Source organism: Povalibacter sp. (assembly GCF_036735925.1).
GTDB lineage: Bacteria > Pseudomonadota > Gammaproteobacteria > Steroidobacterales > Steroidobacteraceae > Steroidobacter.
Window position 1 is genome coordinate 1 of record NZ_DAINNK010000004.1, and the last position, 21,735, is coordinate 21,735.

Here is a 21,735-nt window from a genome sequence, read left to right on the forward strand (position 1 = left end):
TCCGCGCATGAGCGCACACCCCGCCCTGGAACTGGATGGCGTCTCACTGACGCTCGATCGGTTGCGCACCTTCGAGCGGCTTCGCCCGCCGGTGAGGCTCGCCAACTCCGCACATACCCGCATGCAGGCGAGTATCGATGTCGTACGTGAAGCAGTCCGCACCGACCGACTGGCTTACGGCATCACGACCGGCTTCGGCGCCTTCGCCAACAAACGCATTTCTGCCGCCCAGGTGCGGCAGCTGCAGCTCAACCTGCTGCGCAGTCACACCACTGGTATCGGTACGCCGCTGGCCGCACCGCTGGTGCGGCGCATGTTGCTGCTCAAGGTCAACAGCCTCGCCGCGGGTTACTCGGGCATCCGCCAGGAAGTGCTCGATGCCTTGCTGGCACTGTTGAACAGCGACGTGCTGCCCATCATTCCCGAACGCGGTTCGGTCGGTGCCTCGGGCGATCTCGCACCGCTCGCGCACATGTCGCTGTGCCTCATCGGCGAAGGCGAGGCGATGTACGAGGGGCGACGACTCGAAGGCGCTGCCGTCTGCGAGGCCGCGGGTTTCGCCCCGCTGACGCTCGAAGCCAAGGAAGGACTGGCGCTGATCAATGGCACCCAGCTGAGTCTCGCGCTGGCGCTCGACGGCCTCTTCCGCGCCGAGACGCTGCTCGATGCCACCGTCGTGATCGGCGCACTCACCGTCGATGGACTGGCGGGCAGCTACACGCCTTTCGATGTACGCATCCACGAAGCCAGCCGCCTGCCGCACCAGGTCGAAATCGCGCGCCGCTTCGGGGTGCTGCTCACCGAAAGCGCGATCCACCACGATCACGAGAACTGCGACCGCGTCCAGGATCCCTACGCGGTGCGTTGCATGCCGCAGGTGTTCGGCGCGATCGAAGCCGCGCTCGATCACGGTCGCAATGTACTCGCCAACGCGATCAACGGCGTCTCCGACAATCCGCTGATTTTCGGCAACGACATTCTCTCGGGCGGGAATTTCCATGCCGAACCGCTGGCGATGCTCAGCGACTATCTGGCCATCGCCGTCAGCGAGATCGCCAGCATGTCGGAGCGGCGCACCGATCTGCTGGATCGCCGCGTGAATCCGGCGCTCAACATGTTTCTGACCACCGAGCCGGGTCTCGAATCCGGCTTCATGATTGCGCACGTCGCTGCGGCGGCGCTGACGTCGGAAAACCGCACCCTCGCCCATCCGGCATCCGTCGACAATGTGACCACGTCCGCAGGACAGGAAGATCACGTCAGCATGGCGCCATGGGCTGGCTATAAACTGCGTCGCATCTGCACCAACACGGCGAACGTGCTGGCAGTCGAACTGCTGGCGGCGGCCCAGGCCATCGACAAGCTGCAACCGCTGCAGACGACGCAGCCATTGCAACAAGTGCATGCCTTCGTGCGTCGTCATGTGGAGCATCGGCCGTACGATCACCGGCTCGACCGCGACATCGCGACGCTGGCGGAACTGATCGAGAGCGGGGAGCTGTCTGGATTTCTTCAGGAGCAGTCGACGTGAGACTTCGAACCAAGAACGCATTCCGACCCGCCGCCCGCGCATGAACTCCGACGCCATCGCCATCGTCATCGCCGTCTTCGGCGGGCTGCTGCTGATTCTTGCGTGCCAGCGCCTGCTGCGTGCGCGCTTCCTCGCCGCCGGCGGCAGCGCAGTGATGGGATTCCTGCTGCTGGCCTGCGCCGCGCTGTTCTTCGTCGTCTCGCTGAATCTGCATACCTACGCGCGCCTCACGTACGAACAGCCGGTGGCCGAGATCGTTTTCGAAAGTCGCGGACCGCAACGCTATCGCGCGACGCTGACGCGCATGCCGGCGGGCGAAATGCAGATCTTCATCCTCGCCGGCGATGAATGGCAGCTCGATGCGCGCGTGCTGAAGTGGAAGGGCTGGGCCAACCTGCTGGGACTCGACGCGCAGTACCGGCTGGAACGCGTCGGCGGACGCTATCGGGACATCGAACAGGAACGTCATGCCGAGCGCACGGTGTACGGCTTGAGCGAGAACCCCGGCGTCGATCTGTGGGACCTGTCGACGAAGTATCCGCGCTGGCTGCCGTTCGTCGATGCCGTGTACGGCAGCGCAACCTACATGCCGATGGCCGAAGGCGCGCGCTACCAGGTGTCGCTCACGCAATCCGGGCTGATTGCGCGACCGCTGAATACCCAGGCGGAGCTGGCGAACAGAGAGGAATAGTGACGAGGGTGACGGAAGTGACGAGGGTCATGCAGGAATGCTTAACCTGTGACTTTCGTGACTTCCTCCTCACCCCACCCACATCCGCGCATTCCTGAAGATCCGCATCCACGGACTGTCCTCGCGCCAGTCATCCGGATACCACGAATGCTGCAGCGTGCGGAACACGCGTTCCGGATGCGGCATGAACAGCGTGACGCGGCCGTCCGGCGTCGTGATGCCGGTGATGCCCTGCGGCGAACCGTTCGGGTTCGCGGGATAACGCTCGGTCGCCTTGCCGGCGTTGTCGACGAAGCGCAGCGACAGCAGCTTGCCGTCCGCGCAGGCAGAAAGATCGGCAGGACTGGCGAATTCGGCAAGACCTTCGCCGTGCGCCACCGCGATCGGCATGCGCGAACCCGCCATGCCGGAGAGGAACAGCGACGGCGACGGCATGACTTCCACCAGGCTCAGTCGTCCCTCGAACTGCTCGGAACGATTGCGCACGAAGCGCGGCCAATGCTCCGTGCCCGGGATCAGCGAACGCAGCGCCGACATCATCTGGCAACCGTTGCAGACGCCGAGCGAGAACGTGTCGGGGCGCGCGAAGAATGCCGTGAACTCATCGCGCAGCCGCGAATGGAACAGGATCGACTTCGCCCAGCCTTCGCCGGCGCCGAGCACGTCGCCGTACGAAAATCCGCCACAGATGACGAGGCCGGTGTAGTCCTGCAGTTTCGCGCGCTGCGCGAACAGGTCGGTCATGTGGACGTCGAAAGCATCGAAACCGGCGCGATCGAAGGCCGCCGCCATCTCGACGTGCGAATTGACGCCCTGCTCGCGGAGGATGGCGACCTTCGGCCGCGCACCTTTCGCGATGAACGGCGCCGCGACATCTTCCTGCAGATCGAACGTGAGCTTCGCGTGCAATCCGGGATCGCGGGGATCCGTGGCTGTTTCGAACTGCTCGACCGCACACTGCGGGTTGTCGCGCAGTTCGACCATCCGGTAACTCGTTTCGGACCAGGCACGGCGCAGTTCGGTGCGCGGCTCATCCAGGACGGGATTCGTACCCGCATTGATCAGCACGCGGTCCTCGTTCGTGACCGTGCCGATCACCTGCGTCACGACGCCGAGCCGGTGACGGTCGAGAATTTCCGCGACCGCAGCCACATCGTCGCTGCGGACCTGGATGACGGCGCCGAGTTCTTCGCTGAACAGGCGCGCCGCAGCTTCGTTCGGCTGACCGCCGATATCGACCTGCACGCCGCAGCGGCCGGCGAATGCCATTTCCGCCAGTGTGGCGAACAATCCGCCATCGGAGCGATCGTGATAAGCGAGCAGCAGGTTCTTGCTGCGCAGTTCGGCGATGGCATCGAAGAATGCAGCGAGCAGCTTCGGATCGTCGCAGTCGGGTGCCTGCCGGCCGAGCTGGCCGTAGACCTGCGCGAGACACGAACCGCCGAGGCGATTGCGACCGCCGCCGAGATCGATCAGCAGCAACTGCGATGCACCGCGATCGGTACGCAGCTGCGGCGTGAGCGTCTTGCGCGCGTCGCGCACCGGCGCGAAGGCCGAAACGATCAGCGACAGCGGCGCGACCATCTTTCGTGCCTGACCGTCCTGGGTCCAGCTGGTCTTCATCGACAGCGAATCCTTGCCGACCGGAATCGTGATGCCGAGTGCCGGACAGAATTCCTCGCCGACCGTCTTCACGGTCGCGTACAGATCCGCGTCCTCGCCCGGCTCGCCGCAGGCCGCCATCCAGTTGGCCGAGAGGCGCACGTCGGAGATCTTCGCGATGTCTGCCGCCGCAATGTTGGTGATCGCTTCGGCCACTGCCATGCGGCCGGACGCGGGCGCATCCAGCAACGCGAGCGGCGTGCGCTCGCCCATGGCCATCGCTTCACCGGCACTGGAGCTGTAGTCGCTCAAGGTGACGGCGACGTCGCTCACCGGCACCTGCCACGGCCCGACGAACGGATCGCGGCTGATCATGCCGCCGACGCTGCGATCACCGATGGTGATCAGGAAGGTCTTGTCCGCGATGGCGGGATAGCGCAGCAACCGATAAGCAGCGTCGCGAAGATCGACCGACGCCGCATCGAAGTCATCACCGATCGACGGCAACGCTTTCACATCGCGCGTCATGCGCGGCGGCTTGCCGAGAATCACGTTCATCGGCACATTGACCGGCGGCGCCTGCAGCTTCGGATCGGCCACCTTCAGCCAGCCGTCGGCAGTGATGTCGCCGACGACGGCATACGGGCAGCGCTCGCGCTCGCACATGTCCGAGAAACGCTGCAACTGATCGGGCGCGATGATGAGCACGTAACGTTCCTGCGCCTCGTTACACCAGATTTCGAGCGGCGACATGCCGGGTTCATCCGACGGCACCTTGCGCAGATCGATGCGTCCGCCGCGTTTGCTGTGATCGATCGATTCGGGAATCGCGTTCGACAGGCCGCCCGCGCCGACGTCGTGGATCAGCAGAATCGGATTGGCCTCGCCCATCGCCCAGCATTGATCGATGACTTCCTGCGCACGCCGCTGGATTTCGGGGTTGCCGCGCTGCACGGAGGCGAAATCGAGATCTTCCGCACTCGTGCCGCTGCCGACGGACGAGGCGGCGCCGCCACCCAGGCCGATCAGCATCGCCGGTCCGCCGAGCACGATGATCTTGCCGCCGACCGGCACTTCGGATTTTTCGACATGCATGCGCCGCACGTTGCCGACGCCGCCGGCGATCATGATCGGCTTGTGATAGCCGCGCAGCGCGGCGCGATGCGCGGTCTGCGCCTGCAGTTCGAAGGTGCGGAAGTAGCCGAGGATGTTCGGCCGGCCGAACTCGTTGTTGAACGCAGCCGCGCCCAACGGACCCTCGATCATGATGTCGAGCGCCGAAGCGATGCGGCCGGGACGACCGTAATCCTTCTCCCACGGCTGTTCGAAACCGGGAATACGCAGGTTGGAAACTGAAAATCCCGCGAGCCCCGCCTTCGGTTTGCCGCCGCGGCCGGTGGCGCCTTCGTCGCGGATTTCGCCGCCCGAGCCGGTCGACGCACCGGGGAACGGCGAAATCGCCGTCGGATGATTGTGCGTCTCCACCTTCATCAGGATGTCGATGGTCTCGCTCGCCGACTGGTACTGATGCGAATCGACATCCGGGAACCAGCGCTTGCCGACCGGGCCTTCGATCACCGCCGCGTTGTCGCGATACGCCGAGAGCACGCCCGCGGAATTCTTTTCGTGCGTGTTGCGGATCATCGAGAACAGCGACTTCGGCTGCTTCTCGCCGTCGATGATCCAGTCGGCGTTGAAGATCTTGTGACGGCAGTGCTCGGAGTTCGCCTGCGCGAACATCATGAGTTCGACGTCGGTGGGATCGCGGCCCAGCTTGCCGAAGCTCTCGACCAGGTAGTCGATCTCGTCGTCGGAGAGCGCGAGACCCAGACTGCTGTTGGCCTCTTCGAGCGCCTTGCGCCCTTCGGCGAGCACGGACACCGTGTTCAGTGGCCGCGGCTGTTCGTGCGAGAACAGCTGCGCAGCGTCATCGAGGCGCAGGACCGCCGCTTCGGTCATGCGATCGTGCAGCAGCGGCGCGATCGCGGCGATGTCTGCGGCGCCGAGCAGCGCGCTCGACTTCACCCAGAACGCGATGCCCCGCTCGATACGCTCGATGGCGTCGAGGCCGCAGACGTGCGCGATGTCCGTCGACTTGCTGGACCAGGGGGAAATCGTGCCGGGACGCGGAATGGCGAGCAGCGTCGGCGGCGATGCGAGCGCATCGGCTGCGACGCGCGGCCCGTAAGTCAGCAGCGCGTCCAGCACCCGCTTTTCGTCCGCGCCGAGATCGCGCCGCGTCTGCACGAAGTGCATGAAGCGCGACGTCAGGGATTCGATCTGCGGATTTCGCGCTCGCAGCGCGGCAACGAGTTTGCTGATGCGGAAATCGGAGAGAGCGGGCGCGCCGGTCAGTGTCAGCATCGGGCTTTCAGTCGGCCCGCGGGAGACGCGAGCCGCACGGAGAAATTGCGGGAGCGGATGATACAGGGGACAGGCTACAGGGGACAGGCTACAGCCAGCCCCTCTTGGCTCCGGCTGCAGCCTGTAGCCTGTAGCCTGTAGCCTGTAGCCGTCTCCCTCCCTATTTCTTCTCCGGCGTATACACCGGCATCGGAAACGCCGTCACATTCGAGCCGCCTTCCAGCGCGCTGATCTTGCTCACGCCCTGCTTGCGGACCTCGTCGATGCGCAGGACCGAATGCATGGGCAGGTACGTCCGCTTGACCCCTTCGAACTCAGCCTTGATGCGTTCCTCGCCCGGGTCCACCACGACCGTGGAGCGTTCCCCGAACACCAGCTCTTCGACCTCGATGAAGCCGAAGATCGAGCCGTGATTGACCTTGCGGGCGTAGATCTCGTAGACCTTGCCCTGGTTGACAAAAACGACCTTAAAAATGTGACTCGCTGCCATATCTGACCGGGGGACGGGTTGATAGGCTGCAGCATATTACATAGCGCGGTCGAGATGCCTTGAGTCAAGGCCACCTGCCGGGCTATCGGACGGTACGGCTCAAGGAAACCCCTCTCCCAATGGCACTGAAACTCCGAGTCATCAGCGACCATTACAAGACGCTGGGCAAGCGCAGTTCGCAGCTTTTTGGCGTCACGGGCGGCCGGATCGGCCGGGCCCAGGACAACGACTGGGTATTGCCCGACCCCGATCGCTACGTCTCCAGCCATCACGTCAAGGTCTCCTTCCAGGCCGGCAAGTGGGTGCTCGAAGACACGAGCACCAATGGCACGTTCATCAATGGCTCTGACACGGCCGCCTCCCTCGAAGGCCTGCATCATCTTCAGGACGGCGACCGCCTGCGCCTCGGCGACTACGAACTGCTCGTCAGCATCGACGATCGCAACGACTTCTCCTCCGATGCCACCGGCCAGCGGCCCACGCCGGTCCGGGTACGCAATGGCGGCAAGGCACCGGAGCCGATCGCCGATCTGGGCGAAGAACTCGACATCACCGATCTGCTCGGCGATTCCTTCCTCGAACCCGAAGCACCGCCGTCACCGAGCAAGCTCGCACCGGAACCGTTCCTGCTGACGGAAGAAATCGATCTCGATCCGCGCAAGAACGCGGCGCCGACGCCGGTCGCCGCCCAGGGCGGATTCAGTTCCCTGCTCGATAGCCTCGGCGATACGGGCGAACGCACCGTCACGCAGGCCCGGTCCGCCCCCAAGTCGGACGACTGGCAGATGCAGACGCGGCCCTACGATCGCAAAAGTCTGGCCGCATTGACGCCCGCCGCACTGGCACCGAAACCGACTCCGGCACCCTCGCCCGCCCCCACAGCACGCGCTGCAAACCCAGCGCCGGCGGCGCGTCCCGCAACCCCTGCACCGGCGCCCGCCGCTGCGACCGCCCGCGATCCCGAACGCATGCGCCGCGCCGGCGATCACATCGACAGCGGCGTGGAGGCCTTCTGCCGCGGCGCCGGTATCGATCCGACCGCCCTGCCCGCCGACGCCCATGCTTCGCTGCTGGCCCTCGCCGGCCAGATGCTGCGCGAGTCGGTGATGGGCATCATGGAAACGCTGCACAGCCGCTCGGACATGAAGGGCAAGCTGCGCCTGTCGCAGACGGCCATTCAGCCGGCGGAGAACAATCCGCTGAAGTTCTCGCCGAGCGTCGACGACGCCGTGCTGCGGCTGCTCAGCCCGCACGGCACGCGCTATCTCGGATCGGTGGAAGCCATCCGCGATTCGTTTGCCGATCTGCAGCACCATCACACGGCGACGATGGCAGCGGTGCAGGCCGGCATGGATGAATTCATGAACCGCATCGAGCCCGGCGAACTGCAGGAACGTTTCGACCGCGGACTGAAGCGCGGCGCACTCCTGGGCGCCGCCAACAAGATGAAGTACTGGGATCTCTACACCGAGTTCTACCAGGCGCTGAACCAGCGCAACGAACAGGGCCTGCCGGCCGTGTTCGCCGAAGAGCTGGCGCGGACGTATGCGGAGAAGTCCGTCAGGAAGAAGTGACGTTCGTCCTGTAGGTCAGGCTTCAGCCTGACTCCGACAAGAAGGCCGGCTAAAGCCGGCCCCACAGAAAGAAGAAGCCCCGGCAGTTACCTGCCCCGCTTCGCCGGCGGCGCCGAATCCGCCGCCACCCAATCCAGGATGTCGATGTAGCCGCGGATGTTCTCCACGAACCGCACCGGCTCCCAGCCGCGCGCATAACCGCGTTTGACCTGCGTGTACCACTTCGACTGCGTCAGCAGCGGCAGGTGATCGCGCACGTCGCTCCACAGATCGGGATTCCTGCCGTGCATCTGCGTGAGGATGCGCGCGTCTTCGAGATGGCCGAGGCCGACGTTGTAGGCCGCGAGCGTCATCCATGTCCGATCGGGTTCCTGGATGCGCGCGGGAATCTGGCTGCGCACCAGCAAAAAATACTGCGCACCGCCGAAAATGCTTTCGCGCGGATCGAGCCGGTCCGACACGCCGAGCGCGCGCGCGGTTTCTTCGGTGAGCATCATGAGCCCGCGCACACCGGTGGGCGACGTCGCGGTCGGCACCCAATGCGATTCCTGATAGCCGATCGCCGCTAGCAATCGCCAGTCGACGCCGATCTGCGCCGCCGCTTCCTTGAACCACTGGCGGTATTGCGGCAGACGCGCCTCGATGTCCTGCATGAAGACGCGCGCCTGGATGTAGTCGAAGCGATCGACGTCGCCGTAATACGTATCGAGAATGGATGCGAGCCGGCCTTCCGCCGTCACCGCTGCGTAGTAGGCCGTCACGCGCTGCAGCAGGCTGGGATCGCGCGCATCGACCGCCCAGGCCAGCGCCTTGCTGCCGCCCAGGTCGAAGGCGATACGGATCTCCGGATGAAAGGCGCGGCCGATGGCGAACTCGTTCGAATCCGCCACCGTGTAGTCGATCTCGCGCCGCGACAGGCGGTAGAGCAGCTCCTCGGTTTCGGTCGCCGAATTCTCGACCCAGGACAGATCGGGCACGACGATGCGCGACGCCTCGAGCGAAGCCGCATGCGAGCTGCCCGCAACGACTTCGATGTGGGTATTCACGGCCTGCCGCAGATTGCGCGCGCGGACCTCGCCCTGCCGATAGATGAGATGTTCCCTGACCTGCTGATAAGGCGGCCCGAAGGCCACCTCCTCCGGTAGCCGCATGCCGCGGGTAAGCCCCGCCGCACCGATGTGTGCGCGATGCAGCGCCAGTTCGCGGACCACGTCGCCCGCATTGGGCACGGAATAAATATAGAGACGGACTCCCAGCTCCGCGGCGAGCTGGCTGGCGAGTTCGAACTCGGGACCCTGCGGGCCGGACGCGCCCAGGTAGTAGGTACTGGGCAGATTGCGCGTCACGACGCGCAATTCGCCGCTGTCGATGATCTGTTCCAGGACCGTCGGCGGCTGCGAACAGGTCCCGAGAAGCAGCATCGCAACGATCGCCAGCGCGATCTTCAACGTAGACCCCCGCTGCGGGGCATTGATGGCGGCAAGACTCGCGACCCTTGTTAAGGAAAGAACAGCACACAGCCTACAGTCTTGGGCCCGGGCTGGTATAGAATGCGCGCCCTCGCGCGGAGAGGTGGCAGAGTGGTCGAATGTACCTGACTCGAAATCAGGCGATGCCGTAAGGCATCCGTGGGTTCGAATCCCACCCTCTCCGCCATCAATCGAAAAGGCCCTCCACCGGAGGGCCTTTGCGTTTGTGGCATCCGGCGGGACGAGGGCATGGACAAGCGCCCCGCCGCCCATGGAAATCAAGGCGCCAGCCACGCCACGGCCACCGAACCGATTCAGTTCAGGCCAGTCCAATCCGACGCGCTTTACTTTGCCGCCGGGCCGGCACCACACTGCCGGCTCACGAGTTGTCCATCCATGCGAAAGATCGCCCTATTCTTCGCCGCCGCGCTGATGACCGTCGGTGCTGGTGCGCAGCAGACCAACACCGCGGACGATCTGCCGGATATCGGCAGTCCGGCGCAGGCGCTGCTGACGCTCGAGGACGAGCGTCAGATCGGGCGGATGGTGGTGCGCGGGCTGCGGGATCAGGACCAGATCCTCGACGATCCCGAGGTCGCGGAATACGTGCAGTCGCTCGGCGCGCGTCTTTCCAGCGAGGCCCACGACGGCGCACAGAAGTTCACGTTCTTCACCGTGAAGGACCGCACCATCAATGCCTTCGCCTTGCCCGGCGGCTTCATCGGCGTGAATGCCGGACTGGTACTGGAAACCAGGAACGAAAGCGAACTCGCGGGCGTCGTGGCGCACGAAATCGCGCACGTGACCCAGCGCCACATCGCACGCAGCATCGCAGCGCAAAGCCGCAGCAGCCTGGTGTCGACCGCCGCGATGCTCGCGGCCATCCTTCTCGGGGCGGCGGCCGGCGGCGGCGATGGCGCGATGGCCGGCGTCGCCGCGGCGCAGTCGCTGGCCATCCAGCAGCAGATCAGTTTCACGCGCGAGAATGAAACGGAGGCCGACCGGGTCGGACTCGGCATCCTCGCCCGTTCCGGCTTCGATCCCGAAGGCATGCCGCAGTTCTTCGAGACCATGAGCCGTCTCGCGGGCAGCAGCGAACTCAACATTCCCGAAATGCTGCGCACGCATCCCGTGACCAGCACGCGTATCGCGGAAACCAAGGAGCGCGCCGATCAGCTCGCAATCACGCCGATGCCGGACAGCATCAGCTATGCGCTGTCGCGCGAACGGCTGCGCGTACTGTCGACGCCCGCCGGCAAGGATCCGCAGGAGTACTACGCCGCGGTGATCAAGAACGAGCCCGATGCCAGCTCGGCGCAGGTCTATGGCCAGGCGCTGGCCATGATGATGTCGGGCAATGCGGACAAGGCCATTCCGATCTTCAGAAGACTGCGCGATGCCGATCCGACGATCATGCAGTACCACACGGCACTGGGACAGGCACAGCTCAAGGCCGGCCAGGGCAAGGCGTCGATCGAGACGCTGGAGAAGGCGCGAGAACTGTTCCCGCGCAATGTCGCCGTGACGGTGCGGTATGCCGAGACGCTGATGCAGAGCGGCGATGCGAAAACCGCGCACGAAATCCTGCTCGACCTGTTCAACGTCGTGCCCCCGACGCCGGAGCAGGCACGCCTGACGGCGCTGGCTGCGAACGCAGCAGGCGATGTGGCGGACTCGTACTACTACATGTCCGAGTACCACCTCATGAGCGGCGATCTGCCGCTCTCGATCAATCAGCTGCAGCTTGCGCTCGCGGTGCCGAAGATCACGTCGGTGCAGCGCGCGCGTTTCCAGGCCCGGCTGGAAGAAGTGCAACAGGCCATGCCGAAGCGCGGAGCGCGCCGCGCGTCCTCGGGCCAGCCGCGACTGCAGGGAATGAATTGATACAATGCCGCCGCCGGTCGGCGCCCCGACCAGCCTCCATTCAAGCGAAGGATCTGTCTACCGCATGTTGTTCCTGATCGGCCGCGTACCGGCATCCGTGCGCGCAATCGCGATGGTTGCCGTTCTTCTCGTGAGCGCAGGCTGCGCAACGACACCGGGGCGCACGCACGGCGAAGACCCCTGGCAGGGCATGAATCGCGGCATCTACAAGTTCAACGATACGGCGGATCGCATCGCGCTCAAGCCGGTCGCCAAGGGCTATCGCAAGATCACGCCGCGCTGGATTCGCACCGGCGTGGGCAACTTCTTCGCCAATCTCTCCTATCCGGCGACGATCATGAACCAGTTCCTGCAGGGCAAGCCCGGCATGGGGCTGCGCGACGCGGGACGCTTCCTGATGAACACGACGATCGGTGTCGGCGGACTGCTCGACGTCGCCACCCCGGTCGGCCTGACGGCGAACGACGAGGATTTCGGACAGACGCTGGCGGTGTGGGGCGTGGGTTCAGGCCCGTATGTCACGCTGCCGTTCTTCGGGCCGTCGTCGCTGCGTGATGCGCCGTCGCGCATCTTCGACTATTTCCTGGGGCCGCTCGTCTACATCGACATTCCGTGGGAGACCGAATGGGGTCTGCGCGGACTCGACATCGTGCATTCGCGCGCGGAACTGCTGCCGCTCGATGCGACGCTGCAGAACGCTTTCGATCCTTATGCGTTCATGCGCGATGCCTGGGTGCAGCAGCGCGAATTCCAGATCTACGACGGCAATCCGCCGCCGGAAGAGTACGAAGATTTTTCGGATGAGGAACCGGCGCCCGAGACGGAGGAGCCGGCACCCGAGACGCCCTGACTCAGGCCGTCGCCTCGGCGGACGCCGATACAGCGCCATTCTCGAGCAACAGATCGTCGACTTCGCTGATGCGCGCCAGCGCCATGATCTGCTGCGGCACATTGTCGAAGTGAACCCTGCGGCCTGCCGCACGACTCACACGCAACCACTCCAGCAGCAGGGCCATGCCCGCACTGTCGCTCGCCGTCACCGGTGCGAGATCGACGACGATCTGCGGTGCCACGAACTTGCGGGCGCTCTCTTCCAGGATCGCCGTGACGGTGTCCGCATCGAGAATCCCGCTGACGCGGAATCGCCCGTCGCCGAGCGATTCGAGTCGCGCCTTGCTGGTCTGAACCTTGCTCACGACGGGCTCAGGACCTGGCCGTCGGATTCTTCACCGTGCCGCTCGCCACCTGGCTTTCCAGGCGCTGGATGACGGCTTCGAGGCCCTTCTGCTGGATCTCGGCGGCGAAGTCGGTGCGGAAGGACTTCACGTACGAGATGCCTTCGATCTGTACGTCGAACGCCTTCCAGCCCTGATCGGTCTTGCGCAGCGAATAGTTCACCTTGGCGGGCACGCCATTGTCGCGGCGGATTTCGCTGCGCACCGTGGCGACCTTGTCGTCGGGCTTACCCTGGTACGGCAGGATCTTCAGACGGTCCGGCGTGAACTCCGTCAGCGCCGAGCCGTAGTTCTGCAGCAGCGACTGGTAGAACGCATCGACGAAACGCTTGCGCTGCTCGGCCGTGGCCGTGCGCCAGTTCTGCGCGAGCACGAGCTGTGCGGCATAGGTGGTGTCGAAGTACGGCAGCATGGTCCTGTCGACCACCTGGCGCACTTTGGCGGGATTCTTCTGGTACTCGGCGCGGTTGGCATCGAGTTCCTTCAACGTATCCTGCGCGACCTTCGTCACCAGTTCCTGCGGGCCCAGCTGCGCGGCGTCCTGCGCCGCTGCCGTCGCAAGGAAACCCATGCCTGCCGTCGCAACGACGGCCATCATCAGGGATCTGCGGTTCATCACTTCGTCTCCTCTGCCGCCGGCGGGTTGCCGGCCCTGCCCGCGAAGCTCGCGAACAGCTGATTGATCAGGTTCTCCAGCACGAACGCATCCTGTACGAGTTCGATGCGGTCGCCGTTCTTCAGATACTCCTCGGCGCCGCCGGCGGTGATGCCGATGTACTGACCGCCGAGCAGTCCCGACGTCATGATCGAGGCATCGCTGTCGGTCGGAATACGGCTGTAGGCCGAGCTGATCCGCAGCTTCACGACGGCCTTGTAGACGTCCTGGTCGAAGGCGATCGAATCGACCCGCCCTACCGTGACGCCGGACATGGACACGGCCGCACCCGGTTTCAAGCTGCCCACGTTGTTGAACTGCGCCTCGACCTGGTAACTGCCGCCCGAGACTGCCAGTTCCTTGTTGGTGATCTGCGTCACCAGGAAAAACAGCGCAGCAAAACCGAGCAGCACGAACAGCCCGGTCGATACTTCAACAGCCCGATTCGATTGCATGACGAACCCCAGCGTTAGTCGCGACTCACAGCATGAGTGCCGTGAGCATGTAATCCAGGATCAGAGTGAGCACGGCGGAAGTCACCACCGTGCGCGTCGTGGCGCGTCCCACGCCTTCGGCGGTCGGGACGGCCGTGAAACCTTCGTAGACAGCCACCAGGCTGCAAGCCAGGCCGAAGACACAGCCCTTGATGATGCCTTCGTGAATGTCGTCCATGCCGACGCTGGCGCGCATCTGCGACCAGAAAGAGGCGGAATCCACGCCGAACATCTGCACGCCGACGACTTGAACGCCGAAGATGCCGATGGCGATGAAGATGATCGTCAGCAGCGGCATCGCGATCACGCCGCCGAGGAAGCGCGGCGCGACGACGCGGCGGATCGGATCGACGGCCATCATTTCCATGGCGGTGAGCTGGTCGGTGGCGCGCATGAGGCCGATTTCCGACGCCAGCGCGGTGCCAGCGCGGCCGGCAAACAGCAGCGCAGTCACCACCGGCCCGAGTTCCTTGATCAGTGCCAGCGCCGCGGCAGTGCCGAGCGCATCTTCCGAGCCGAAGCGCTGCAGCAGGTCGTAACCCTGCAGGCCGAGCACGGCGCCGACGAACAGGCCGCAGGTCATGATGATGACCAGCGACAGCGCACCGGCATTGTGGACCTGCTCGACGATCAGGCCGGGACGCAGCAATGCACGCGGCACCTGACCCAGCACGCGGCCGAGAAACAGGGTCGTCGCGCCGATGGTCGCAACGAACTGGCGCAGATTTTCCAGCAGCTCGCGCAACAGGTTCATGCTTTGTCCGCGAGCAGCTGTTCGTAGTAGTCGGGTGCCGGGTAATGAAAGGCGACCGGGCCGTCGGCGAGGCCATGCATGAACTGGTTGACGATCTCCGAGCCGTGATCCTTCAGTTCGACGAACGTTCCCGCCGCCGCCACCTTGCCGCCCGCGATGATGTAGCTGGTGTCGGCGAGAATCGCCAGCTCTTCCACGTCATGCGAGACGACGATGCTGGTGATGCCGAGCGCATAGTTCATCTGGCGCACCAGCCGCACGATCATGCCCATCGAGATCGGATCGAGACCGGTGAACGGCTCGTCGTAGATCAGGATTTCCGGATCGGTGGCCATCGCACGCGCCAGCGCCACGCGACGCGCCATGCCGCCGGACAATTCCGGTGGCATCAATGTGGCGGCGCCGCGCAGACCGACGGCCTGCAGCTTGGTCAGCACGATATTGCGGATCAGCGAATCGGGAAGATCGGTGTGTTCGCGCAGCGGGAAAGCCACGTTCTCGAACACGCTCATGTCGGTGAGCAGCGCGCCGTTCTGAAACAGCATGCCCATGCGCAGACGCAGCGCATACAGCTCCGTGCGCGAGAGCGTCGACACATCGACGCCGTCGAACAGGATCTGGCCGCGGTCCGGCCGGATCTGTCCCGTCATGAGTCGCAGCAACGTGGTCTTGCCGGTACCGCTCGGCCCCATCACCGCCGTGATGCGGCCGCGGGGAATCGACATGGTGAGGCCGGAAAAGATCGGCCGCTTGCCCACCGAATAATGGACATCGCGGATTTCGACGAGGTTGTCGGTGGCGGAAGGCCGGGCGACTTCTGATTGCGACGGTGCCGATTGCGCCATGTTGGGATCGAGAATCGTGCCTTCGGGGTGAACGCGGTGTGAATCGATGGCGGCACGGCCGGCTTTCGAGGGCGCGTAGGATAGCAAAGTCACTTCGATTGTCCGCCCCGCCGGCTGTTGCCAGCATCAGACATCGCCAACGGAAAAAGTTGCCATCGCAATTTACGGTGGCCTGCCCGGGGTCATTGGGACTAAACTAGTCCCATATTCTGCTGCCGCCGCCAGATCCATGCTCCGCATCAGCAAACTCACCGACTATGGAACGGTCATCCTCGCCCTGCTCGCCTCGCAGCCCGACCGGCAGCTGGCGGCCGCCGAGGTCGCGGAACGCACCCGGATTGCCCTGCCGACCGTCAGCAAGGTACTGAAAACCCTGCAGCGAAGCGGCCTGGTCATGTCGACCCGGGGCAGCCACGGCGGTTATCAGCTCGCCAAGCCGGCGTCGGAAATCACCGCCGTCCATGTCCTCGATGCGCTGGAAGGCCCCTTTGCGATCACCGAGTGCAGCGGCGAGCACAGCAGCTGCGGGCTCGAGTCCGATTGCCGCGTCGGGCATGTCTGGCAGCGCGTCAACAGCGCGATCCGCCGGGCTCTGGCGGATGTGACGCTGGCACAACTGGCAGGCGTCGAGCGCAGCGTCGCCACCACCGTTCCCCTGACCCGCATCACGCGCATCACCCGCGAGTGAGACGACCCGAAATCATGTCCAGCAATCCCCAGAACGATCCCGCGCTCGAGGCCCTGGTCGGTCAGAAATACCGCCACGGCTTCGTCACCGACATCGAATCCGACACGGTGCCGCCGGGTCTCGATGAAGACGTCATCCGGTTGATCTCGCGCAAGAAGCACGAGCCCGAGTTCATGCTCGAATGGCGCCTCAAGTCCTTCCGTCACTGGCTCACGATGCGCGAGCCGCACTGGGCGCACCTGCGCGTTTCGCCCATCGACTATCAGTCGATCTCCTATTACTCCGCGCCGAAGTCGAAGGCCAATGCGCCGAAGAGCATCGAGGAAGTCGATCCCAAGCTGCTCGAAACCTACGACAAGCTCGGCATTCCCCTGCACGAGCGCGCCCGGCTCGCCGGCGTGGCCGTCGATGCCGTATTCGACAGCGTGTCGGTCGCAACCACGTTCAAGGAGCGCCTGGCGAAGGCCGGCGTGATCTTCTGTTCGTTCTCCGAAGCGGTGCGCAATCACCCTGAACTGGTGGAGCGTTATCTCGGCAGTGTCGTGTCCTACACCGACAACTTCTTCGCCACGCTCAATTCGGCGGTGTTCTCGGACGGCTCGTTCGTCTACGTGCCGAAGGGCGTGCGCTGCCCGATGGAACTGTCGACCTACTTCCGCATCAACGCCGCCAACACCGGCCAGTTCGAGCGCACCCTGATCGTGGCCGACGAAGGCTCGCACGTGAGCTACCTCGAAGGCTGCACCGCGCCGATGCGCGACGAGAACCAGCTGCATGCCGCTGTCGTCGAACTGGTCGCGCTGGAAAACGCGCAGATCAAGTACTCGACCGTGCAGAACTGGTATCCGGGCGACGAGAACGGCCGCGGCGGCATCTACAACTTCGTCACCAAGCGCGGCGAGTGCCGCGGCGCCAATTCGAAGATCAGCTGGACGCAAGTTGAAACGGGTTCCGCCATCACCTGGAAATACCCGAGCTGTGTGCTGACGGGCGAAAACTCGGTAGGCGAGTTCTATTCGGTCGCGGTAACCAACAACTACCAGCAGGCCGACACCGGCACGAAGATGATCCACATCGGCCGCAATACGCGCAGCACGATCGTCTCCAAGGGCATCTCGGCCGGACATGCGCAGAACAGCTATCGCGGACTGGTGAAGATCCTCCCGACCGCGACCAATGCCCGCAACTTCACGCAATGCGACTCGCTGCTGATGGGGGACAAGTGCGGCGCGCACACCTTCCCCTACATGGAAGTGCGCACGCCGAGTGCGAGCGTGGAGCATGAAGCGACCACTTCGAAGATCGGCGACGACCAGCTGTTCTACTGCCTGAGCCGCGGCATCGCCGAAGAGGACGCGGTCAACATGATCGTCAACGGTTTCTGCAAGGCCGTCTTCAAGGAACTGCCGATGGAGTTCGCCGTCGAGGCGCAGAACCTCCTCGCAGTCAGCCTCGAAGGCGCGGTGGGATGAAGACTTTCAGAATTTCACACAGAGAGCACAGAGAACACAGAGGTCGGAGATGAAAGAGGAAGAGAATTTCCACGGGGGACACGGGGAGCACGGGGACAAGAAATCTTCTGTTCCGAGCCCTGTGTTCCCCGTGTCCCCCGTGGAAATATTCTCTTCTTCTCTTCCGACCTCTGTGTTCTCCGTGATCTCTGTGTGAAATCTTATTTCCGGGATCGAAACAATGCTGAAGATTGAAAACCTGCAGGTGAAGGCCGGCGAGAAGCAGATTCTCAAAGGGCTGAACCTCGAAGTGAAAGCGGGCGAAGTGCACGCGATCATGGGCCCCAACGGTTCGGGCAAGAGCACGCTCGTGCAGGTGCTGGCCGGCCGCGAGGGCTACGAAGTCACGGGCGGCAGCGCCACCTACGACGGCAAGGATCTGCTGGCGCTGGCGCCTGAAGAACGCGCGCGCGAAGGCGTGTTCCTCGCCTTCCAGTACCCAGTCGAGATTCCCGGCGTGAACAACGTCTACCTGCTCAAGGCGGGGCTCAACGCCATCCGCAAGCATCGCGGCGAGTCGGAAGTCGATGCGTTCGAATTCCTGACGCTGGTGCGCGAGAAGATGAAGCTCATGCAGATGGATGAGAGCTTCCTGAACCGCGGCGTCAACGAAGGTTTCTCCGGCGGCGAGAAGAAGCGCAACGAGATCCTGCAGATGGCGGTGCTGGAGCCGAAGCTGGCGCTGCTCGACGAAACCGACTCGGGCCTCGACATCGATGCGCTGCGCGTCGTCGCGAACGGCGTGAACAGCCTGCGGCGCGCGGATCGCGCCATCCTGATGGTCACGCACTATCAGCGCCTGCTGGACTACATCGAACCGGACCGCGTGCACGTGCTGTCGGGCGGCCAGATCCTGAAGAGCGGCGACAAGTCGCTGGCGCTGGAACTCGAAAAGCGCGGCTACGACTGGATCAAGCAGGAGGCCGCGGCAGCATGAGCGCCGTTCCCGCCCGGTCGACCGGCAATGCCGCGGAACGGTATCGCGCGGTGTTCGACGCGCGCAGCCGCAGCGAGAACACGCTGACGCAACTGCGTCGCGATGCGCTGCAGCGCTTCATCACCAAGGGATTTCCGACCCAGCGCGACGAAGACTGGAAATACACGAACCTGCGGCGGCTGGAATCGCGCAACTTCGTGCCTGCCGAGCCGACGCTCGGCCGGGTCGACGAAAGCCAGTGGATTGCCGATGCCGGCATGCGCATCGTGCTTCTCAATGGACGCGCTCACACCGTGCTGTCGACGATGTCGCCGCAACCGCCCGGCGTCACGGTGCTGACGCTGGGACAGTGGCTGGAGAACGCGCCCGACGAAGTGGCGGCGCTCCTGGCACAACAGGCTTCGGATGCTTCGGCGTTCGAGTCAATGAACCTGGCGTTCTGCGACGACGGCGTCGTGATCGAGATCGGCGAGTCGGTCCGTGTCGATCGGCCCATCTATGTCGTGCATCAGTGGACCGGCGGCGCGGCCTCCGTCATGAGCAACCCGCGAGTCTTCGTGCGGGCTGCGGCGAACAGCCAGTGCACGCTCATCGAACACTATGTTGGCGCGGCCGACAGCGAGACGCTGACCAACAGCGTCGTCACGCTCGACATCGGCAGCGGTGCCCGCGTGAAGCACTATCGGGTGCAACAGGAATCGCCGCGCAGCTTCCACATCGGCAGTATCGCCGCGCACCAGGCGCGCGACAGCCGCTATGACTGCCAGGACATCGCGCTGGGTGCGAGCCTGGCGCGCACGAGCATCGTCGCCACGTTGCAGGGCCCCGGCGCCGAAGCCAACCTGCACGGCCTGTTCCTTCCCGGCGGCAGCCAGCACATCGACACTTGCACCCTCGTCGACCACGTCGCGCCGCACACGCGCAGCAACGAGGAATACCGCGGCATCGCCGACGCTCGCGGTCGCGGCGTCTATCGCGGCAAGGTGATCGTGCGCAAGGACGCGCAGAAGATCGATTCGCGGCAATCGAGTCGCAATCTGCTGCTCTCGCCCACCGCCGAGATCGATACGCGCCCCGAACTGGAGATCTACGCCAACGACTTGAAATGCAGTCACGGCGCCACGACCGGCCAGCTCGACGCCACCTCCCTCTTCTACCTGCGATCGCGCGGCCTGTCCGAAGCGCAGGCCCGCGCGTTGCTGATCCGCGCGTTCGCCGAGTCCATCCTGTCGACCATCGAACTGCCGTCGCTGCGCGCTCATGTCGAGCAGCAGCTCAACGCGCGGTTCGCCGCCAGCGAGTTGTCCGCATGAGCGCCCGGCCTGCCCCGCACACCAGCGCGATCGACGTCGCCGCGATCCGCGCGGACTTTCCGATCCTCGATCAGCAGATCAACGGCAAGCCGCTGGTCTTTCTCGACAACGCCGCATCGAGCCAGCGCCCGCGACAGGTCATCGACACGATCAGTCGCTACTACGAGCACGACCACGCCAACGTGCATCGCGGCGTGCACACGCTGAGCCAGCGCGCCACCGACGCCTATGAAGGCGCACGCGAGATCGTGCGCCAGTTCATCAACGCGAAGGACACGAAGGAAATCGTGTTCGTGCGCGGCACGACCGAAGCCGTCAACCTGGTGGCGCAGAGCTTCGTGCGCCCGAAGGCGGGGCCGGGCGACGAGATCCTGATCTCCGGCCTCGAACATCACGCCAACATCGTTCCCTGGCAGCTCGTCTGCGAACAGACCGGCGCGAAGCTCAAGGTGATTCCGATCACGCCGCAGGGCGAAGTCGACTTCGCCGCCTTCGAAAAACTGATCGGTCCGCGCACGCGCATCCTGGCGCTGGCGCATGTCTCCAATGCGCTCGGCACGATCGTGCCGGTGGAAAAATTCATTGCCGTTGCTCGTCAGCATGGCGTGCCCGTGCTGCTCGACGGCGCGCAGGCGGTACCGCACGGCAAGGTGGATGTCCGCGCACTCGATTGCGACTTCTACTGCTTCTCCGGCCACAAGATGCTCGGACCGACCGGCATCGGCGTCCTCTACGGACGCCAGAAGCTGCTCGAAGCCATGCCGCCGTGGCAGGGCGGCGGCGACATGATCCTGTCGGTGTCGTTCGAAAAGACGACCTACAACCAGCTGCCGTGGAAGTTCGAAGCCGGCACGCCGAACATCAGCGGCACCATCGGCCTCGGCGCCGCGATCCGCTACCTGCAGTCCGTCGGCATGGAACGCATCGCAGCGTATGAACATGAACTGCTCACTTACGCCACGCAGCGCCTGCTGGAAATCCCCGGCCTCAGGATCGTCGGCACGGCCGCTCACAAGGCCGCGGTCGTCTCGTTCGTGATGGACGGCATTCATCCGCACGACATCGGCACCATTCTCGATACCGAGGGTGTGGCGATCCGCACGGGCCATCACTGCGCCATGCCCGTCATGGACTTCTTCAAGGTGCCCGCCACGGCGCGCGCCTCGATGGCATTCTACAACACGCACGCCGAGATCGACCGACTGGTGGCGGCGCTCGAACACACGCGTCAGGTGCTCGGCTGATGGATCTGAAGGATCTCTATCGCGACGTGATCGTCGATCACAATCGCAATCCGCGTAACTTCGGCAAGCTCGAGCCTGCGGATGCACACGCCGACGGTCACAACCCGCTGTGCGGCGACCGGCTGTCGCTGTACGTGAATCTCGATGGTGATCGCATCTGCGACGTGAAATTCGACGGCAGCGGCTGCGCCATTTCCGTCGCCTCCGCTTCGCTGCTGACCGAAGCCGTCAAGGGCAAGTCGCGCACTGAAGTGAAATCGCTGTTCGACGAAATGCACGCCCTGCTCACGCAGCACGATGCGCCCGTCGACCCGGCGAAACTCGGCAAGCTCGCCGCCCTCTCTGGCGTGCGTGAATTCCCCGCCCGCGTGAAATGCGCCAGCCTCTGCTGGCACACGCTCAACGCGGCGCTCGACAGCCAGTCCGATCCGGTGAGCACGGAATGAAGAACCGG

19 protein-coding genes and 1 tRNA gene are annotated in these 21,735 nt (G+C 64.5%); 12 read left to right on the forward strand and 8 right to left on the reverse strand.

Features of this window, described 5'->3' with window-relative positions:
• Nucleotides 1-7: 7 nt before the first annotated feature.
• Entirely contained in the window at nucleotides 8-1,531 is a 1,524-nt protein-coding gene (hutH, locus tag V7D81_RS02210; protein ID WP_442958330.1) for a histidine ammonia-lyase, read from the forward strand.
• 40 nt (nucleotides 1,532-1,571) lie between these two features.
• A complete protein-coding gene (locus V7D81_RS02215; RefSeq protein ID WP_324314174.1) occupies nucleotides 1,572-2,222 on the forward strand; it encodes a hypothetical protein in 651 nt (216 codons plus the stop codon).
• A gap of 69 nt (nucleotides 2,223-2,291) precedes the next feature.
• Here the strand turns inward: V7D81_RS02215 and purL are convergent, their stop codons facing one another.
• Both purL and V7D81_RS02225 read right to left on the reverse strand, forming a co-directional pair.
• On the reverse strand, nucleotides 2,292-6,188 hold the full coding sequence (purL, locus tag V7D81_RS02220; protein WP_324314175.1) for a phosphoribosylformylglycinamidine synthase: 3,897 nt from the start codon (nucleotides 6,186-6,188) through the stop codon (nucleotides 2,292-2,294).
• 160 nt (nucleotides 6,189-6,348) lie between these two features.
• Nucleotides 6,349-6,678 (reverse strand): DUF1820 family protein, encoded by a 330-nt coding sequence (locus V7D81_RS02225; RefSeq protein WP_324314177.1) that lies wholly within the window; start codon nucleotides 6,676-6,678, stop codon nucleotides 6,349-6,351.
• Between the two features lie 119 nt (nucleotides 6,679-6,797).
• On the opposite strand from V7D81_RS02225, the gene tagH reads away from it, so the two are divergent.
• Complete coding sequence (gene tagH / locus V7D81_RS02230; protein ID WP_324314178.1) at nucleotides 6,798-8,252, forward strand: type VI secretion system-associated FHA domain protein TagH; 1,455 nt, start codon at nucleotides 6,798-6,800, stop codon at nucleotides 8,250-8,252.
• An 86-nt stretch (nucleotides 8,253-8,338) separates the two neighbouring features.
• On the opposite strand, the gene mltF is transcribed toward tagH, so the two are convergent.
• Nucleotides 8,339-9,700, reverse strand: a complete 1,362-nt coding sequence (gene mltF / locus V7D81_RS02235) for a membrane-bound lytic murein transglycosylase MltF (RefSeq protein ID WP_324314179.1) — start codon at nucleotides 9,698-9,700, stop codon at nucleotides 8,339-8,341.
• 118 nt (nucleotides 9,701-9,818) lie between these two features.
• Here mltF and V7D81_RS02240 point away from each other — a divergent pair.
• From V7D81_RS02240 to V7D81_RS02250, 3 genes are all read left to right on the forward strand, one after another.
• Nucleotides 9,819-9,908, forward strand: a tRNA-Ser gene (locus tag V7D81_RS02240).
• Nucleotides 9,909-10,117: 209 nt separating this feature from the next.
• Nucleotides 10,118-11,605: a M48 family metalloprotease gene (locus tag V7D81_RS02245; RefSeq protein ID WP_324314180.1), complete on the forward strand. Its 1,488-nt coding sequence runs from the start codon at nucleotides 10,118-10,120 to the stop codon at nucleotides 11,603-11,605.
• A 64-nt stretch (nucleotides 11,606-11,669) separates the two neighbouring features.
• A complete protein-coding gene (locus V7D81_RS02250) occupies nucleotides 11,670-12,455 on the forward strand; it encodes an MlaA family lipoprotein (protein WP_324314181.1) in 786 nt (261 codons plus the stop codon).
• 1 nt (nucleotide 12,456) lies between these two features.
• On the opposite strand, the gene V7D81_RS02255 is transcribed toward V7D81_RS02250, so the two are convergent.
• From V7D81_RS02255 to V7D81_RS02275, 5 genes are read right to left on the reverse strand one after another with little or no spacing between them, the layout of a single operon-like run.
• Nucleotides 12,457-12,801 carry an STAS domain-containing protein gene (locus V7D81_RS02255; RefSeq protein ID WP_324314182.1) on the reverse strand — a complete coding sequence of 115 codons (345 nt, stop codon included), beginning with the start codon at nucleotides 12,799-12,801 and terminating at the stop codon, nucleotides 12,457-12,459.
• A gap of 7 nt (nucleotides 12,802-12,808) precedes the next feature.
• Nucleotides 12,809-13,456, reverse strand: a complete 648-nt coding sequence (locus V7D81_RS02260) for an MlaC/ttg2D family ABC transporter substrate-binding protein (protein ID WP_324314183.1) — start codon at nucleotides 13,454-13,456, stop codon at nucleotides 12,809-12,811.
• The gene (gene mlaD / locus V7D81_RS02265; protein ID WP_324314185.1) at nucleotides 13,456-13,950 is read right to left on the reverse strand and encodes an outer membrane lipid asymmetry maintenance protein MlaD; all 495 of its coding nucleotides are present in this window, start codon (nucleotides 13,948-13,950) and stop codon (nucleotides 13,456-13,458) included. Before mlaD ends, V7D81_RS02260 begins: the two co-directional genes overlap by 1 nt.
• A 25-nt stretch (nucleotides 13,951-13,975) precedes the next feature.
• Entirely contained in the window at nucleotides 13,976-14,743 is a 768-nt protein-coding gene (gene mlaE / locus V7D81_RS02270) for a lipid asymmetry maintenance ABC transporter permease subunit MlaE (protein ID WP_324314187.1), read from the reverse strand.
• Nucleotides 14,740-15,588 (reverse strand): ABC transporter ATP-binding protein, encoded by an 849-nt coding sequence (locus V7D81_RS02275; RefSeq protein ID WP_349257595.1) that lies wholly within the window; start codon nucleotides 15,586-15,588, stop codon nucleotides 14,740-14,742. Before V7D81_RS02275 ends, mlaE begins: the two co-directional genes overlap by 4 nt.
• Nucleotides 15,589-15,817: 229 nt before the next feature.
• Between V7D81_RS02275 and V7D81_RS02280 the strand changes: the two genes are divergently transcribed.
• From V7D81_RS02280 to sufU, 6 genes are all read left to right on the forward strand, one after another.
• Nucleotides 15,818-16,276, forward strand: a complete 459-nt coding sequence (locus tag V7D81_RS02280; protein ID WP_324314191.1) for an SUF system Fe-S cluster assembly regulator — start codon at nucleotides 15,818-15,820, stop codon at nucleotides 16,274-16,276.
• Nucleotides 16,277-16,290: 14 nt separating this feature from the next.
• On the forward strand, nucleotides 16,291-17,748 hold the full coding sequence (sufB, locus tag V7D81_RS02285) for a Fe-S cluster assembly protein SufB (protein WP_324314193.1): 1,458 nt from the start codon (nucleotides 16,291-16,293) through the stop codon (nucleotides 17,746-17,748).
• 220 nt (nucleotides 17,749-17,968) lie between these two features.
• Nucleotides 17,969-18,724 carry a Fe-S cluster assembly ATPase SufC gene (gene sufC / locus V7D81_RS02290; RefSeq protein WP_324314194.1) on the forward strand — a complete coding sequence of 252 codons (756 nt, stop codon included), beginning with the start codon at nucleotides 17,969-17,971 and terminating at the stop codon, nucleotides 18,722-18,724.
• Nucleotides 18,721-20,037 (forward strand): Fe-S cluster assembly protein SufD, encoded by a 1,317-nt coding sequence (gene sufD, locus V7D81_RS02295; RefSeq protein WP_324314195.1) that lies wholly within the window; start codon nucleotides 18,721-18,723, stop codon nucleotides 20,035-20,037. The genes sufC and sufD overlap by 4 nt, the downstream gene beginning before the upstream one ends.
• Nucleotides 20,034-21,281, forward strand: a complete 1,248-nt coding sequence (locus V7D81_RS02300) for a cysteine desulfurase (protein WP_324314196.1) — start codon at nucleotides 20,034-20,036, stop codon at nucleotides 21,279-21,281. The genes sufD and V7D81_RS02300 overlap by 4 nt, the downstream gene beginning before the upstream one ends.
• Nucleotides 21,281-21,727, forward strand: coding sequence for a Fe-S cluster assembly sulfur transfer protein SufU (gene sufU, locus V7D81_RS02305; protein WP_324314197.1), 447 nt, complete (start codon nucleotides 21,281-21,283; stop codon nucleotides 21,725-21,727). Before V7D81_RS02300 ends, sufU begins: the two co-directional genes overlap by 1 nt.
• The last annotated feature ends 8 nt before the right edge of the window (nucleotides 21,728-21,735 follow it).